The sequence below is a fragment of the Haloparvum alkalitolerans genome, from assembly GCF_055381565.1.
The window spans coordinates 695,325-710,058 of the sequence record NZ_AP043938.1 but is presented as its reverse complement, the minus strand read 5'-3'; the positions used below and the strand labels follow the sequence as shown (position 1 = coordinate 710,058).

The window sequence follows — 14,734 nt, the reverse complement described above, 5'->3', positions numbered from 1 at the left end:
AGGTCGGAGCAGAGAGCACCCAAAGGCTCATTCACGCGGAGTGTCAACGATGTCAACGAAAAGATGTCGCATCAGATACGGCTCGACGACGACGTGTACGAACGTATTCGGAGTACGAAACACGACAACGAGTCGTTCAGCGACGCCGTTGACCGGCTCATCGGGGGACGGTCGCTCCGAGATCTCCGCGACGTATTTGACGACGATCAGGTGAAGGAGATGCGAGAAGCGATCGATGAGGCCGATCAGCGGGACCGCGATGAGGTCCGCGACATCGCGGAGCGCTTCGAATGATCGTCGACACCAGCTTCCTACTGGACGTTATCGACGACGTCGACGCTGCAGTCGAAAAGGAGCGCGAACTCGAAGCTGAGAAGGTACCACTGATTATCCCCTCCGTCGTCGTTCTGGAACTCTACATCGGCGTGGGGAAGGTCGCGAACACGAGCACGGAGCGGCGACAGGTCGATGCCGTGCTCGATTCCTACCCCGTAGTCGACATGACTCCGAGCATTTCGCGACGCGCAGGGCGGCTCCTCGGAGAGCGGATGGCCGCCACGGAGGAGGGAGACGGTCCGGGCATCGGAAAGGCTGACGCCGCGGTCGCGGCAACAGCGATCGAACGTGACGAGCCGGTGCTGTCCGCCGATACCCACTACGGCGACATCCCACTCGTCGAGCACGAGAACTACAGATGAGCACGAACGACGAAAGAGTGTAACGTCCGCATGCCGTCCGCGGCGAACGCACCGGACCTCTTTACAGAATGCAAGGAGAATGCCCCGGGGCTTGACCCCGGGGTTGAATCCGACAACTCGTGATACAAACCATTAACTAAACACATCTCCAATTGGGAGATAGCGATGGAGTACAGTCACCGCTACCCCGCATATCCGACACAAGAGGTAGCGGCTGAACTGGAACGTCACATCGACGTTCATCGCCAAGCGTACAACTACACCCGGTACGAGTACGAGAACGTGGACGCCGACAACATCGGTTCCGCGTACAAACACCACTCCCGACTCCCCAGCTGGAAAGACCAGTTCCCCATCTTCTCGGAAGTCAACTCGAAGGCTCTGCAACGAACCGTCACACGGTTCTACCAGAACCTCGACAGCCTCTCCGAGCAGAAACAAAACGGGAACAAGGTGGGGAAGCTCAAGTGGAAGTCACCACGGGAGTTCCAGAGTATGACGTTCTCGCAGTCCGGCTTCGAACTCAAAAACACGAGTGGCCGACGCGCGACACTCTGGCTCTCCAAGATCGGTGACATCACCATCCGCTACCACCGCGACATTCCAAACGAAGCCGACATCAAAGAAGTCACAGTCAAAAAGGAGACAACCGGCGAGTGGTTCGTCTCCTTCGGCCTCGAAACTGACGATGCTGGCGTGCCCGAGAAGCCCGACGTGGACTCGTTGGACGCGAGCAACAGCGTTGGAATCGACCTCGGCATCCTCAACTACATCCACACGTCGGATGGCAAGACCGTGGACTGGCTCGGCCTTGAAGCCGAGTACGAACGACTCCAGCGCGAGCAGCGCAAACTCTCGCGGAAGGAGAAAGGCTCGAACAACTACGAGAAGCAATGTCGGGAAGTGGCGAGAGTGAAGCGTCACATCAAGCGGAAGGTGCTGGACTACCAGCACAAGATCACGACGTGGCTCGTCGGTGAATACGACGCCGTGTTCGTTGAGGACTTGAACGTGAAGGGGATGCTCGAACAGTCGCACAACGCCCGCACCAGGCAGGATGCAGCATGGCGACAGTTCATCTTCTTGCTGGAATACAAGGCGGACCTGTACGGCTGTCACGTCGTGCAAGTCGAAGCAAAAGGAACGACGAAAGAATGTGCGTCGTGCGGCGTGGAGACGGCGAAGCCAATCTGGGTTAGGGAACATTCGTGTCCATCGTGTGGGTTCGAGTGTGACCGTGACGCGAATGCGGCGATGAACGTTCTTCAACGCGGCTTTTCTGAATTAGGGCTGGGATGGCCCGAAGACACGCCTGTGGAGACTGCGCTCCCTACGGACACCACTACGGTGTCTGCAAAGCGCGTCGTTGAAACAGGAAGCCTCGGGGCTTGACCCCGAGGCGATTCACGACGTGGCGTCGCCGGTCGAGACGAGGTAGATCCCCGCGAACATCACCGCGCCGCCGGCGACCATGCCGAGCCCGACCGGTTCGTCCAGAAGGAGCGCGCCGAGCGCCGCGCCGACGACCGGCTGGGCGAAGAAGAACACCGCGACGGTGCCGGCGTCGACGAACTCCAACCCCTTGTACCACGCGTACCACGCCCCGGCGGTGCTGAGCACGCCGAGGTACAGCACCGCCGCGACCAGCGCCGGGGTGACCGGGACCGCCGCGAGGTCGACGCCGGTCGTCGACAGCTCCCAGGGGACGAGCACCGCGCTCATGGGCACCGCGAAGAGGGTGGAGTAGGTCGCCGTCTCCAGCGCGGAGTAGCGCCGCACCAGCGGCTTGCCCCACACCGTGTAGGCGGCCCAGCCGGCGCTCGCGAGCAGGAGGAACGCGACGCCGGTCCGGTTGCCCGCCGGGATCGCGGTCAGGTCGTACTGCCCCGCGAGCACGAACAGCGTCCCGAGCGCCGCCAGCCCCATGCCGGCGATCTTTCTGGGTCCAGCCGCCTCGCCGAAGGCGGCCACGCCGAACGCGAGCGTGAAAAGCGGCGTCAGCACCGTCAACAGCGACCCCTGGCTCGCGGTCGTGAGGTCCGTGCCGACGAACTGCGAGACGATGGTGAGCGCGACCATCGCGCCCAGCCCCGCGAACTGGCCCCACTCGCGCCGGCTGAACGACCGCGACGGCGAGACGACGCGCACCACGACCAGCAGCGTCGCGGCGCCGACCGCGAGCCGCAGGAAGCTCAGCGTCAGCGGCGGGATCGTCTCGAACCCCCACTTGCTGACGACGTACATGCCGCCCCACAGCACGGCGGCGACGAGGGGTCCGACCGCGAAGCCGCGTCCGCTCACTCGCCGTCGAGCGCCTGCCACGACAGCCGCGGGTTCCGCGCCGCGGACGTCTGGTCGATACGGGCCGCAGTCGTGCGGTTCGGGGCGTTTTCGAGCGTCTCGTCGTCGTCCGCGAACGCGCGGTTGAACGCCGCCGCGAGGTCGTCCAGCGACGACTTGTTCTCGATCTCGGTCGGCTCCGTCAACATCGCGTTGTGGACCATCTCGGGCCACTTCGTCGTCGGCGGGTGGACGCCGTAGTCGAGCATCCGCTTCGCCACGTCCGCGGCGTCGCGGTCGCCCGAGGTCGCCGCGAACTCGTGGTGGTAGGGGCCGTACGGGATCTCGAGGTCCAACCGCTCGCCGAGGTAGTTCGCGTTGAGCACGGCCTTCGCCGCGGCGTCCGCGAGCCCCTCGTCGCCGAGCCGGGCGATGTAGGCGTACGCCTTGATCAGGACGAGCCAGTTGCCCTCGAAGCCCTGGACCTTCCCGATCGTGTGCTCGGGCTCGAAGCGCTCGTAGCCCGAACCCGACTCGGTTTCACGCACGCGCGGAGTCGGGAGAAACTCCGCGAGCTCGTCGACGACGCCGACCGGGCCCGCGCCCGGCCCGCCGCCGCCGTGGGGCGTCGCGAACGTCTTGTGGACGTTGTAGTGCATCACGTCGAAGCCCATGTCGCCGGGGCGGCCGCGCCCGAGCAGCGCGTTGAGGTTCGCGCCGTCGTAGTAGAGCAGCCCGCCGGCGTCGTGGACGATCTCGGCGATCTCCGTGATGTCGCGCTCGAACAGGCCGACGGTGTTGGGGTTCGTCAGCATGAGCGCGGCGGTGTCCTCGGAGACGGCCGCCTCCAGCGCGTCGAGGTCGACGCGGCCGTCCTCGTCGGAGGGGAGTTCGACCACGTCGTAGCCGGCCAGCGCCGCGGTCGCGAAGTTCGTCCCGTGCGCGGAGGCGGGGACGATCACCTCGCTGCGGTTCCCCTCGCCGTTCGCCTCGTGGTACGCCTTCGCCACGCGGATGCCGGTGAACTCACCGGCCGCGCCCGCGGGCGGCTGGAGCGTGACGGCGTCCATACCGCCGATCTCCGCGAGGTACTCCTGCAGGCCGTAGAGCACTTCGAGCGTCCCCTGCACCGACCGCGAGGAGCGGTCCGGGTGGACCGCGCCGTCGGGATTGGCCGCCACGTCCTCGGTGAACTTGGGGTTGTACTTCATCGTGCAGGAGCCGAGCGGGTAGGCGCCGGCGTCGATGGCCCAGTTCATCTGCGAGAGCCGGGTGTAGTGCCGCGCGATCTCCGGCTCGGAGAGCTCCGGCAGGGTCACCGCCTCCCGCGTGAGCTCCTCGGGGAGCGGCGACTCCTCACGCACGTCGACGGTCGTCTCGTCCTTCTCCGCCAGCAGCGGCTCGTGCTGTGCCTCCTCCTCGCGCGTGTAGCTGGCCTGGTCGTAGATCATGCTGCCGCCTCCAGGGCCGCGACCAGTTCGTCGGCCGCGTCCGCGTTCAGGTCGGTGACGCACACCTGCAGCAGGTGGTCGCCGATCGTGTGGACCGCGAAGCCGGCCGCCTCCACGTCGCCGGCGACCGCTGCCGCGGGCTGGTCGGTCCGGACCGCGAACTCCCGGAGGTGGTGGCGGTCGTGGACCGGCGCGCCGTAGCCCGAGAGGTCGTCGATGCGCTCGGCGAGCGACGCCGCCTCGCGCACGCAGTCGTTCGCGAGTTCGACGAGCCCCGAGGGGCCGAGGTGCGCGGCGTGCATCGCCGCGCGCAGCGCCACCCACGCCTGATTGGTGCAGATGTTGGAGGTGGCGCGCTCCTTCCGGATGTGCTGTTCGCGCGTCTGGAGCGTCAGCGTGTACGCGCGCCGGTCCGCGGCGTCCTCGCTGGCGCCCACCAGGCGCCCCGGCACCTGCCGGAGGAACTCCTCGCGGCAGGCGAACAGCCCGAGGCCCATGCCGTAGGCGGCCGGGAGGCCGAGCGCGCCGGCCTCGCCGACCACCACGTCGGCGCCGACCGCCGCGGGCTCCTCCAGCACCGACAGCGCCACGGCGTCGGAGCCGAGCACGAACAGCGCGTCCGTCTCGTCGGCCACCGCGCCCACGTCGGCGAGGCGCTCCTCGATGCAGCCCCGGACGGTCGGGTTCTCGGCGTACACCATGACCACGTCCTCGCCCGCGCGCTCCGCGAGCGCGTCGAGGTCGGCGTTGCCGTCCGCCATCGGGTACGCCTCGACGGCGAGGTCCGCGCCGTCGCAGTAGTTCTCGAGCACCGAGCGCTTCCCCTCGCGGAGCTGTTCGGGGACGAGCACCACGTCGCCGCTCGTGGAGCGCACGCGGTCCGCGAGCGTGGCCGCCTCGCCGAGCGCGGTCGCGGCGTCGTACATCGAGCAGTTGGCGATGCCGAGCCCCGTCAGCTCCACCAGCATCGACTGGTACTCGAAGAGCGCCTGCAGGAACCCCTGCGCGATCTCCGGCTGGTACTGCGTGTAGCTGGTCAGGAACTCCGCGCGGTCCGCGAGGTGGTCGACGACGCTCGGGACGTAGTGGGAGTAATGGCCCCGACCGAGGAACTCGGTGAGATCGTCGTTGTCCGCGAGCGTCTCGCGGAGCTCGGCGCGGATCTCGCGCTCGGAGCGCGCGGGGATCCCGAACTCGCCGTCGAACGCCACCGCGTCCGGGATGTCGAACAGGTCGTCCTCGTCGTCGGCGCCGACCGCCTCGAGCATCGCGGCCGTCTCCGCGTCCGTGTGGGGCGCGTACGGACTCCCGGCCTTCTGTCCGTAGTCGCGGCCGCTCATCGGCGTCCCCCGTTGGTTCCGGTCGTCATTCGATCTGGTCGCGGTAGTCCTCGGGCGAGAGCAGGGCGTCGAAGTCGGCGTCGTCGGCCGGCTCCACCTCGATCAGCCAGCCCTCCCCGTAGGGGTCCTGATTGAGCAACTCCGGCGCGTCGAAGAGGTCCTCGTTGACCGCGACGACCTCCCCGGAGACGGGCGCGTACACGTCCGAGACGGCCTTGATCGACTCGACGACGCCGAACTCCTCGTCGGCGGTCACCTCGTCGCCGGCGTCGGGCAGCTCGACGAACACCACGTCGCCGAGCTCGTCCTGTGCGAAGTCGGAGATGCCGAACCGGACGGTGTCGCCGTCCGTCGTCGTCCACTCGTGCGATTCCAGATACCGTCGGTCGTCGGGAGTCTCGAAGCTCATGTGTCGATAAAGGGAGGGATCACAACTTCCGCGCGCTTCTCCTCGCCGCGGACGACCACGCCGACGCGCTCGCCCGCGTCCGCGTACTCGCTCCGCAGGTAGCCCAGCCCGATGGGCTCGTTCAGCGTCGGGCTCATCGTGCCGGAGGTGAGGTGACCGACCTCCGCGCCGGTCGTCTCCTCGCCGTCGTCCGCGTCGCCGCCCGACCCGTCCGTCACCGCGTAGCCGCCCCGCGGAACGCCGCGGTCCAGGAGGCGGACGCCGACGAACTTCTCGTCGACGCCCTCCTCCTTCTGTCGTTCGAGGGCGTCGCGGCCGACGAACTCCGTGTCGAGTTTCACCGCGAAGCCGATGCGGGCCTCGTAGGGCGTCCGGGGCTCCTCGTCGGGGTCGAAGTCCTGTCCGGACAGGAGGAAGCCGGCCTCCATGCGGAGCGTGTCGCGGGCGCCGAGCCCGCAGGGCTGGCAGTCGAGCGCGTCCCAGACCGCCTCCGCGTCGGGGGCCGGACAGAGCACCTCGAAGCCGGCCTCGCCGGTGTATCCCGTCCGCGCGACCCAGCTCTCGACGCCGGCGACCGCCGCGTGGGTCGCCTCGAACTTCGAGAGGTCGCGCACCGCCGCGGCGTCGGCGCCGCCCGCGGTGCTCTCGATGCCCTCGGAGCCGACCTCGGTCGCCTCGAACAGCAGCTCCGGGGCGTCGGGGCCCTGCACCGCGACCATCGCCCACTCCCCGGTGGTCAGTTCCACGTCGGCGTCGAGCGCGTGCTCGTCGCGGTACTCGACCCAGCGCGCGTACGCCTCGTCGTCGTGGCCCGCGTTCGGGATGAACAGGTACGCCGGCTCGTCGCCGTTGCGACCGGCCGCGACCCGGCCGTCGGCCGCCTCGCCCGCGGGCGTCCCGTCGGGGAGTCGGTAGACGACGGTGTCGTCGTGCATGATCCCCTCCGCGTCGGTGATCGCGGCGTACTGGGAGTCGCCCGGGTCGAGCGCGGTCACGTCGTTCGTCGTCAGCCGCTGCATCAGGGTCGTGGCGTCCGGTCCGGCGACCTCGACCTCCCCCATGTGGGAGACGTCGAAGATGCCGGCCGCCTCGCGGACCGCCGAGTGTTCCATGCGGATGGAGTCGAACTCCACCGGCATGTCCCACCCGCCGAAGTCCGTGAAGCGAGCGCCACGGTCCTCGTGAACCGCGTGCAGCGGCGGCTTCCGTCGGGCCATGTGCGCAACTACGGGCCCCGTACCTAATGTTTTGTTATCGCGGCCGTCCGGACGGGGTCCTGAAGAGGCAACAACGCCCGCTTCGATCCACGTTTCTGTACTATTAATTCTCGATCGGTGCAGAAATCGCCTCGTTCGTGGGTCTCGTTCGCGGACGGCGGCATCGCGAGCCGACCGCGGTCGTGCGCGCACGGAGCCGAACCGCACCCTTAGGTAGTCGGAACCCCTACCGAGCGGTACGTGCCACCGAGAACCACGGTCCGTGTGAGTACCCCACAATCGTTTTACATGGCCGGCCATGACGGTCGACAGCCGCGGGTTCTCACATGACTGACGCCACGGACGCATCCGACGGCGGTCTCGCCCGTCGAACGCCGCTCGCGACCGACGAGGCGGCCGCGCTGGCCGACCGGATCGTCGACAGCGTCGAGTCGGTGATCGTCGGCAAACACGACGCCGTCGAGCACATCCTCGTCACGATCCTCGCGCGCGGGCACCTCCTGATCGAGGACGTGCCCGGCGTCGGCAAGACCACGCTGGCGAAGGCGATCGCCGCCTCCGTCGACTGCTCGTTCAAGCGGGTCCAGTTCACGCCGGACCTGCTCCCCTCGGACGTGACCGGCGTGAACGTGTTCAACCAGCGCACCAGCGAGTTCGACTTCCAGCCCGGCCCCGTCTTCGCGAACGTCGTCCTCGGCGACGAGATAAACCGCGCGCCGCCGAAGACGCAGTCCGCGCTGTTGGAGGCGATGGAGGAGCGGCAGGTGACCACCGACGGCGTCACCCGCGAGCTTCCCGACCCCTTCTGCGTGATCGCGACACAGAACGACGTGGAGCCGGGTCGCACGTACGAACTCCCCGTCGCGGAGGTCGACCGGTTCACCAAGAAGCTCCGGCTCGGCTACCCGAACCCGGACGAGGAGGCGGAGATCCTCGACCGCGTCTCCGGCGACCGGGGCGGGGAGGGCCGGGACGGGGAGGACCGCCCCGCCGGAGAGCACCCCGTCGAGTCGCTGGAGCCCGTCGCGACCGTCGAGGACCTCCGCCGCGCCCGCGAGACGGTCGCAAACGTGGAGGCGACGGAGCCGGTCCGCTCGTACGTCTCCCGGCTGACCGCCTACACCCGCGAGCACGCCGCCCTCGGCGCGAGCCCCCGCGGGAGCATCGCCCTCCTGCGAACCGCGCAGGCCCGCGCCGTCCTCGACGGCCGCGACTACGTGATCCCCGACGACGTGCAGGGTGAGGCCCCGACCGTGCTCGCGCACCGCATCAGGCCGGAGTCCGGCTCCCGGACGGGCGCGGACGTGGTCGCGAGCGCGCTCGACTCGGTGGCCGTGGAGTGAGCCGATGGGCGCCCTCTCGGACCTCCGGCTCACGCGCCGCGGCCGCGTCGTCCTCGCTATCGTCGCCGTCGGGTTCGGGATGGCTGCACTGTCGGGCGCCCGCTCGCTCAACGCGGTCGTGCTCCCGGGTATCGTCGCGGTCGTCGCGGGCGCGGTCCAGCTCTCGCGGCTCGACGCGCCGAGCGTTCGCCGCCGGCTCCCGCCCGACGACTTCGTCGGCGCGACCCACGAGGTCGTCCTGCGCTTCGGCGACGGCGACGCGCTCCGCGAGGCGCTCGACGCGCCCTTCGTGGCGGCGGTCCGCGACGACCTGGGCGAGGGCCTCGACGGCCCCGAGGCGCCGACGCGCGCGACGGTGGGCGCGGAGCCGGTCCGGTACGAGGTGACCTACGACGCGCGCGGCGACCGGACGCTCGGGCCCGTCACGCTGTCCGCGACGGACGTGTTCGGGTTGCTGGAGCGCGACCTGCTCTGTCGCGGCACGGAGTCGGTGCTGGTGTACCCCGAGCGGCGCCCCGTCGTCGGCTGGTTCCGCCGGGAGCTCTACCGCGAGGACGCGCTCGGCGCGAGCCGGCAGCGCAACGAGTTCGACCGCCTGCGCGAGTACGCGCGCGGCGACGCCCTGCGGGACGTGAACTGGGCGGCGACCGCCAAGCGCGACGACCTGATCGTCAACGAGTTCGCCGCCGAGACCGACCAGCGCCGCGTCTCGATACGCGGCGGCGCCCGCGGCGACGCCGCCGACGACCTCGCGAGCGCGGTCGCGAGCGTCGCGCTGGCGCTGCTGGACGACGGGGTCCCCGTCGACGTCGCGGTCCCGAACGGTCGCGTTTCGACCGACGGCGGCCCGGACGGCCGTCGGCGCCTGCTCGAACTGCTGGCGCGGACCCCCCGCGGGGCGGTGCCGGACGCGGACGCCGACGTGGTGATCGAGGCGGACCGCACCGGGACCACCGTCCGGGTCGACGACGCCGAGACGCCCTTCGAGGCGCTGCTCCCCGCGGACGGGGACGCCGAGACCGCCGTGACGGCCGCTGCGCGCTCGCCCGACGACGCCGCGCGGCCGGCGACCGACGGGGGTGACCCGCGGTGAGCGGCGGTCCGCCGGCTGGGGATGGCGACGCGCTCGCCGACGGCGGCCGCACACCGCCCGACGGCGAGGACGCCCACGGCGGCGTCGGTCCCCTCGGGCTGGTGCCTGCCGGACTCGTCCAGCCCGCCGCGGCGGGCGTCGCGCTGGTGACAGCGGCCTACGTCGGCGTCTTCCTGTCGATAACCGACGTGGTCGGCGGGAGCGCGCGGCTCGCGGTCGCGGTCGCCGCGGTCGCGGGCGTCGCCGTCGCGCGCGTGCTCGCCCCGCGGGCGGCGGTGCTCGTCACCGGCGGGCTGTTCGTCGCCGGGCTGGCGGCCTACTACTTCTCGGTACCGGCGAGCCAGCGCGCGCTGTTCTCCGCGCGGAACGTCGCCTTCGACACCGTCTCCCTCCTGACGGGGCTCTCCGTGCTTCGGCTGACCGCCGCCGACCTGTGGGCGCTCGCGCTGGCGCCCGTGCCGACGTTCCTGACGTGGTACCTCGCGGCGCGCGGCCGCCACGTCGCCGGCGCCTCGGTCGCGGCCGGCGCGCTCGGCTTCTTCGTGCTGACCGGCGACGCCGGCACGGCCGCCACGCTGGCGGGCGTCGTCGGGGCGGCGCTGTCGGCCGGGCTGACGACGCTGTCGGCGCCGGGTGCGCTCGCGGCGCGACGGGGCACGCTCTCGACCGTGCTCGCGGCCATGGTGCTGCTGTCGGCGACGGTCGCGGTCGTCCCCGGCGGCGCGACGCAGCCGCTGCTGTCGGACCGCGGTACGCCCGGCATCGAGTCGTCGCTCGTGGGGACGCAGGACGACGTGCAGGTCGCCGGGTCGGTGCGGCTCTCCCCGGAGGTGCGGTTCACGGTCGAGAGCACGCAGGAGGCCTACTGGAGCACGTCGACGTTCGACCGCTACACCGGCGACGGCTGGGTGCGAACGGGCGAGGCCGAACCGTACGACGGCCCGGTCGAGGGGCCGCCGGGAACGACCGTGCAGGTCGATCAGACGGTCACCGCCGAGACCGACCTCGACGCGATCCCCGCCGCGCACAGCCCCGTCTCGGTGGGCGGGCAGACGGCCCGGAGCGCGCAGGTGGACGGCGAGGGGCGGATCCAGCCCGGCACCACGGTCCCCGAGGGCGACACGATCGACGTCCAGAGCGAGGTCCTCGTCGCGACGCCTGGCGAGCTCCGAGCCGCCGGGACCGACTATCCCGAGGGGATCGAGGAGCGCTACACGCAACTGCCCGAGAGCACGCCCGACCGGGTCGGCGAGCTGACCGGCGAGATACGGACCGAGGCGGGCGCCGACAACCCCTACGACACGGCGCGGGCGGTCGAGCGCTACCTGGAGGAGTCGAAGGCGTACTCGCTGACCGTCGAGCGCCCCGAGGGCGACGTGGCGGACGCGTTCCTCTTCGAGATGGACGCCGGCTACTGCGTCTACTTCGCGACGACGATGGTCGCCATGCTGCGCTCGCAGGACGTCCCCGCCCGGTTCGTCACCGGGTACGGCCCCGGCGAGCGCGTCGCGCAGGACGAGTGGGTGGTCCGCGGACAGGACGCCCACGCGTGGGTGCAGGTGTACGTCCCCGACCACGGCTGGGTCCGGTTCGACCCCACGCCGAGCACGGAGCGCGCGGACGCCCGCAACGTGCGACTGACTGAGGCGCGGAACGCGGGCGAGGAGGGCGTCGACACGAACCGTACCGCGCCCGACCCCGAGGACGACCCCGCGTCCACCCCGACGACGCCGACCGACGCGCCGAACGGCAACGACACGGACACGGAGACGAACGGGAGCGACGAGGCGGAGGTCAGCGGCCCCGGTGCCGCCGGTCCCGCCGGCCTCGACCCGGACGACACCGGCGCGAGCGGGATCGACACGGTCTCGGCCGACGTGACCGGCGCCGAGGTGGAAGGCGAGCAGGACGGGGGCGGGCTGCCGGTCGACCGCGACGCGGTCGGGTACGGCCTGCTCCTGCTGCTCGGGGTCGTCGCGGGCGCTCACCACGTCGGCGCTACGAGCCGGACGTACCGGGCGCTGTGGCTCCGGCTCCCGTTCCGGCGGCGCGACCCCGACTCGGACGCCCTCCGGGCGTACGCGCGGCTGGAGTACCTGCTGGAGCGGCGCTACCGCGCGCGGCGGCCGGGTGAGACCCCGCGGGCGTACCTCGACGCGCTGGAGCTTCGAGGGGTCGACGAGCGGACCGCCGTCGTCCGCGAGGCCTACGAGCGAGCGCGGTACGGCGACGGCGTCGACCGCGAGAGCGCCGACGCGGCCGTGCGGACGGTCCGACGGCTGGCGCTGGAGGCGACGCCAGTGGTGCGGCGGTTCCTGTGACCGCCACGGCGCCCCCTCCCGACACTATTTAATACCGCCGTCCAGTAGTCTCAGGCTGTAATGTCGGAAGTCTGCTCGACGTGCGGGCTGCCCCAGGAACTCTGCGTCTGCGAGGACGTCGCCAAGGAGTCCCAGCAGATCAGCATCCGCATCGACGAGCGTAGATACGGTAAGGAGGTAACGGTCATCGAAGGATTCGACCCCAAGGACGTGGACCTCGACTCGCTGTCGTCGGACCTCAAATCGAAGTTCGCCTGCGGCGGCACCGTCGAGGACGGCGCCATCGAACTTCAGGGGAACCACTCCGGCCGCGTGGAGGACTTCCTCCGCGAGAAGGGGTTCAACGTCGCGTGACCGTCACCTAACCACCCCGCGTCGAGCACCGTTTTTCTGACACCGCCCGCCAGCCGCGGCGCCGGTTCGATCCCCCACCACTAAGCGGGTCCCGATCCTTCCTCCGCCATGAAGACGCACCGACGGCTCGCGCTCGCGGTCCTGCTGGCGGTCGCGGTGACGGCCGCGCCGCTGGCGGGGACGGTCGGCGGGAACGCGTCCGCGGACGCCGCGGTCGCCGACGCCGGCGCGTCGGCCCAGACCGCGGCCGCCGCCGAAACGGTCGCGGGGACGGCTCCGGCCGACGAGGCGTTCGACCGCCGACGTCCGGACCTGACCGACCAGACCGGCAGCGACGCGATCCGGCTCGAGAGCGCGCTCCGGCAGGTCGACGCTCGGGGGGAGTACGGCGCCACCTCGCGCGTGTCGCTGCCGGACGCGGTGACGGAGTTCCGGCTGACGCTCCCGGCGGGGGCACGGGACGTGCGCGCGGACGGGTTCGCGAGCGAGGGCGACGGCGTCTGGCGCTGGGACGGGACGACCGAGGAGCCGACGCTGACCTACCGGATGCCCGCGAACCGGACGGTCGACGAGAGCGGGCCGCTGGGGGGACGCGGCGACTACCTGTTCGCGGACGCGGGCGACTGGGCGCTCGTCCGCCCGCCCGCGATCGGCGCGAGCTGGCGGAGCACGCGGGACGTGCAGTTCGTCCGCGAGAACCGCGTCGACGGCGAGGGCGCCGCGAGCCGCGCGATGGCCTTTCTCGGACCGCACGAGACGGTCACGCGCGAGGCGAACGGCCAGCGGTTCCGACTGATCGTCCCCGAGGCGGCCGAGATGGCCGAACCGCCGGCCGCGGTGCTCGACTCGCTCGAGCACGCCTCCGGGGCGATGCAGGTCGGCGACCGGGACCCGGAGGTCTTCGCCGTCGCGGCGCCGACCGGCGAGGTCACGTGGGGCGTCAGGGGGCTCCAGACGGGGGACGCGGACGTGTGGGTCCGCGACGAGGAGCGGCTCGACACCGCGGACAACGTCTGGGTCCACGAGTACGTCCACACCAGGCAGGGCTACGAGACGACCGCGTCGGCCCGGTGGTTCACCGAGGCGTCCGCGACCTACTACGCCGCGCTGCTGACGCTGGAGCGCGGCGAGACGGAGTTCGCCGACTTCCGGAGCGTCCTCGCGCGCGGCGAGCGCGACCCGCAGGCGTCGGCGGTGCTGTCCGACCCCGGGACGTGGGCGAACTACGCCCAGTACACGAAGGGCGGCCTCGTCGCGGGCGAGATCGACCGCCGGATCCGGCTGGCGACCGACGGCGAGGCGTCGCTCGGGACGGTCTTCCGCGAACTGAACGCCGCCGGGGAGCCCGTCACCGGCGACCGATTCCTGGAGCACGTGGGGCAGGCGGCGGGCGGCGACGCCCGCGAGAGCGCGGAGCGATACACGACGACGGACGCGGTCCCGGGGACGTGGGACCGCGAGGCGCACGACGAGGCGTTCGGCCGGCTCCCGGCCCGGATCGGGTTCTCGCTCGCGGACGCGGAGGCGGTCCGCGCGAGCGGCCCCTACCGCAACCGCCCGGTCGAGCGCGACCCGGTCAGGCTCGTGACCGGCGAGACGCTCGAACTGAACGCGACCGTGGTCAACACCGGCGGCGTCGCCGGGGAGTACGACCTCGCGCTGACCGTCGACGGCGAGCCGGTCGAGACCCGAAGCGGCCGGATCGGGGCGAACGAGACGCTGGTCGAGCCCTTCGAACGCGAGTTCTCCGAGCCGGGCGAACACGAGGTGGCGGTCGGCGGCACGCGCCTCACGGTGGTCGTGACGGAGCCCGCGACCGCGACCGTCTCGGACCTCGCCGTCGAGCCGAACCGAGTGACCGCCGGCGACGAGGTGACCGTCACCGCGACCGTCGGCAACGACGAGGCGATCCCCGCCGAGCGCGACCTCGCGCTCGTCGTCGGCGGCGAGACGGTGTCGACGGAGACGGTCCGGCTCGACGCGGGCGAGTCGACGACGTTCAGCGCCACCGTCTCGCTCGACGAGCCGGGCGAGACGACGATAGCACTCGGCGACGCGACCGCGACGGCGACGGTCGCTCCCGCGGAGGCGAGCGCCGACGGCACCACGGAGGAAACCGACGCCGGCGCGCCCGGCTTCGGCCCCGCGGTCGCCGCGCTGTCGGTGGCGCTGACGGCGGTGCTGGCGCGGCGACGCGTCTGAGCGAAGCCGGCCCTGCGCGGACTGGT

At 71.0% G+C, this 14,734-nt stretch carries 13 protein-coding genes; 8 read left to right on the top strand and 5 right to left on the bottom strand.

Annotation, left to right across the window (positions count from 1 at the left end; translation table 11 throughout):
* The first annotated feature begins 63 nt into the window (after window positions 1-63).
* The 3 genes from ACZ432_RS05975 (at window position 64) to ACZ432_RS05965 (ending at window position 2,090) form a co-directional block, all read left to right on the top strand.
* The gene (locus ACZ432_RS05975) at window positions 64-294 is read left to right on the top strand and encodes an antitoxin VapB family protein (RefSeq protein ID WP_426964585.1); all 231 of its coding nucleotides are present in this window, start codon (window positions 64-66) and stop codon (window positions 292-294) included.
* Complete coding sequence (locus tag ACZ432_RS05970; RefSeq protein WP_426964584.1) at window positions 291-698, top strand: PIN domain-containing protein; 408 nt, start codon at window positions 291-293, stop codon at window positions 696-698. Before ACZ432_RS05975 ends, ACZ432_RS05970 begins: the two co-directional genes overlap by 4 nt.
* 165 nt (window positions 699-863) lie before the next feature.
* Window positions 864-2,090, top strand: coding sequence for an RNA-guided endonuclease InsQ/TnpB family protein (locus ACZ432_RS05965; protein ID WP_426964583.1), 1,227 nt, complete (start codon window positions 864-866; stop codon window positions 2,088-2,090).
* Between the two features lie 12 nt (window positions 2,091-2,102).
* Here ACZ432_RS05965 and ACZ432_RS05960 read toward each other — a convergent pair whose 3' ends face one another.
* From ACZ432_RS05960 to gcvT, 5 genes are read right to left on the bottom strand one after another with little or no spacing between them, the layout of a single operon-like run.
* Window positions 2,103-2,942: a DMT family transporter gene (locus ACZ432_RS05960; RefSeq protein ID WP_464378862.1), complete on the bottom strand. Its 840-nt coding sequence runs from the start codon at window positions 2,940-2,942 to the stop codon at window positions 2,103-2,105.
* A 53-nt stretch (window positions 2,943-2,995) separates the two neighbouring features.
* Window positions 2,996-4,429 carry an aminomethyl-transferring glycine dehydrogenase subunit GcvPB gene (gcvPB, locus tag ACZ432_RS05955; protein ID WP_426964581.1) on the bottom strand — a complete coding sequence of 478 codons (1,434 nt, stop codon included), beginning with the start codon at window positions 4,427-4,429 and terminating at the stop codon, window positions 2,996-2,998.
* On the bottom strand, window positions 4,426-5,769 hold the full coding sequence (gene gcvPA, locus ACZ432_RS05950) for an aminomethyl-transferring glycine dehydrogenase subunit GcvPA (protein WP_426964580.1): 1,344 nt from the start codon (window positions 5,767-5,769) through the stop codon (window positions 4,426-4,428). The genes gcvPB and gcvPA overlap by 4 nt, the downstream gene beginning before the upstream one ends.
* Before the next feature lie 25 nt (window positions 5,770-5,794).
* On the bottom strand, window positions 5,795-6,178 hold the full coding sequence (gene gcvH, locus ACZ432_RS05945) for a glycine cleavage system protein GcvH (protein WP_426964579.1): 384 nt from the start codon (window positions 6,176-6,178) through the stop codon (window positions 5,795-5,797).
* On the bottom strand, window positions 6,175-7,395 hold the full coding sequence (gene gcvT, locus ACZ432_RS05940; RefSeq protein WP_426964578.1) for a glycine cleavage system aminomethyltransferase GcvT: 1,221 nt from the start codon (window positions 7,393-7,395) through the stop codon (window positions 6,175-6,177). The genes gcvH and gcvT overlap by 4 nt, the downstream gene beginning before the upstream one ends.
* A gap of 326 nt (window positions 7,396-7,721) precedes the next feature.
* Between gcvT and ACZ432_RS05935 the strand changes: the two genes are divergently transcribed.
* The 5 genes from ACZ432_RS05935 to ACZ432_RS05915 all read left to right on the top strand — a co-directional run bounded on the left by ACZ432_RS05935 (window position 7,722) and on the right by ACZ432_RS05915 (window position 14,708).
* Window positions 7,722-8,738, top strand: coding sequence for an AAA family ATPase (locus ACZ432_RS05935; protein ID WP_426964577.1), 1,017 nt, complete (start codon window positions 7,722-7,724; stop codon window positions 8,736-8,738).
* Between the two features lie 4 nt (window positions 8,739-8,742).
* Window positions 8,743-9,831, top strand: a complete 1,089-nt coding sequence (locus ACZ432_RS05930) for a DUF58 domain-containing protein (protein ID WP_426964576.1) — start codon at window positions 8,743-8,745, stop codon at window positions 9,829-9,831.
* Complete coding sequence (locus ACZ432_RS05925) at window positions 9,828-12,152, top strand: transglutaminase TgpA family protein (RefSeq protein WP_426964575.1); 2,325 nt, start codon at window positions 9,828-9,830, stop codon at window positions 12,150-12,152. Before ACZ432_RS05930 ends, ACZ432_RS05925 begins: the two co-directional genes overlap by 4 nt.
* 60 nt (window positions 12,153-12,212) lie before the next feature.
* Window positions 12,213-12,506, top strand: coding sequence for a stress response translation initiation inhibitor YciH (gene yciH / locus ACZ432_RS05920; RefSeq protein WP_058366189.1), 294 nt, complete (start codon window positions 12,213-12,215; stop codon window positions 12,504-12,506).
* A gap of 108 nt (window positions 12,507-12,614) precedes the next feature.
* Window positions 12,615-14,708, top strand: coding sequence for a CARDB domain-containing protein (locus ACZ432_RS05915; RefSeq protein WP_426964574.1), 2,094 nt, complete (start codon window positions 12,615-12,617; stop codon window positions 14,706-14,708).
* Window positions 14,709-14,734: the final 26 nt, after the last annotated feature.

What these genes read in the sequence shown, in the direction of transcription:
- ACZ432_RS05915 (WP_426964574.1), top strand. Translation starts at nt 12,615, where the DNA reads ATGAAGACGCACCGACGGCTCGCGCTCGCGGTCCTGCTGGCGGTCGCG.
- gcvPB (WP_426964581.1), bottom strand. Translation starts at nt 4,429, where the DNA reads ATGATCTACGACCAGGCCAGCTACACGCGCGAGGAGGAGGCACAGCAC.
- ACZ432_RS05935 (WP_426964577.1), top strand. Translation starts at nt 7,722, where the DNA reads ATGACTGACGCCACGGACGCATCCGACGGCGGTCTCGCCCGTCGAACG.
- ACZ432_RS05970 (WP_426964584.1), top strand. Translation starts at nt 291, where the DNA reads ATGATCGTCGACACCAGCTTCCTACTGGACGTTATCGACGACGTCGAC.
- ACZ432_RS05965 (WP_426964583.1), top strand. Translation starts at nt 864, where the DNA reads ATGGAGTACAGTCACCGCTACCCCGCATATCCGACACAAGAGGTAGCG.
- ACZ432_RS05975 (WP_426964585.1), top strand. Translation starts at nt 64, where the DNA reads ATGTCGCATCAGATACGGCTCGACGACGACGTGTACGAACGTATTCGG.
- gcvH (WP_426964579.1), bottom strand. Translation starts at nt 6,178, where the DNA reads ATGAGCTTCGAGACTCCCGACGACCGACGGTATCTGGAATCGCACGAG.
- gcvT (WP_426964578.1), bottom strand. Translation starts at nt 7,395, where the DNA reads ATGGCCCGACGGAAGCCGCCGCTGCACGCGGTTCACGAGGACCGTGGC.
- ACZ432_RS05930 (WP_426964576.1), top strand. Translation starts at nt 8,743, where the DNA reads ATGGGCGCCCTCTCGGACCTCCGGCTCACGCGCCGCGGCCGCGTCGTC.
- ACZ432_RS05960 (WP_464378862.1), bottom strand. Translation starts at nt 2,942, where the DNA reads ATGTACGTCGTCAGCAAGTGGGGGTTCGAGACGATCCCGCCGCTGACG.
- yciH (WP_058366189.1), top strand. Translation starts at nt 12,213, where the DNA reads ATGTCGGAAGTCTGCTCGACGTGCGGGCTGCCCCAGGAACTCTGCGTC.
- gcvPA (WP_426964580.1), bottom strand. Translation starts at nt 5,769, where the DNA reads ATGAGCGGCCGCGACTACGGACAGAAGGCCGGGAGTCCGTACGCGCCC.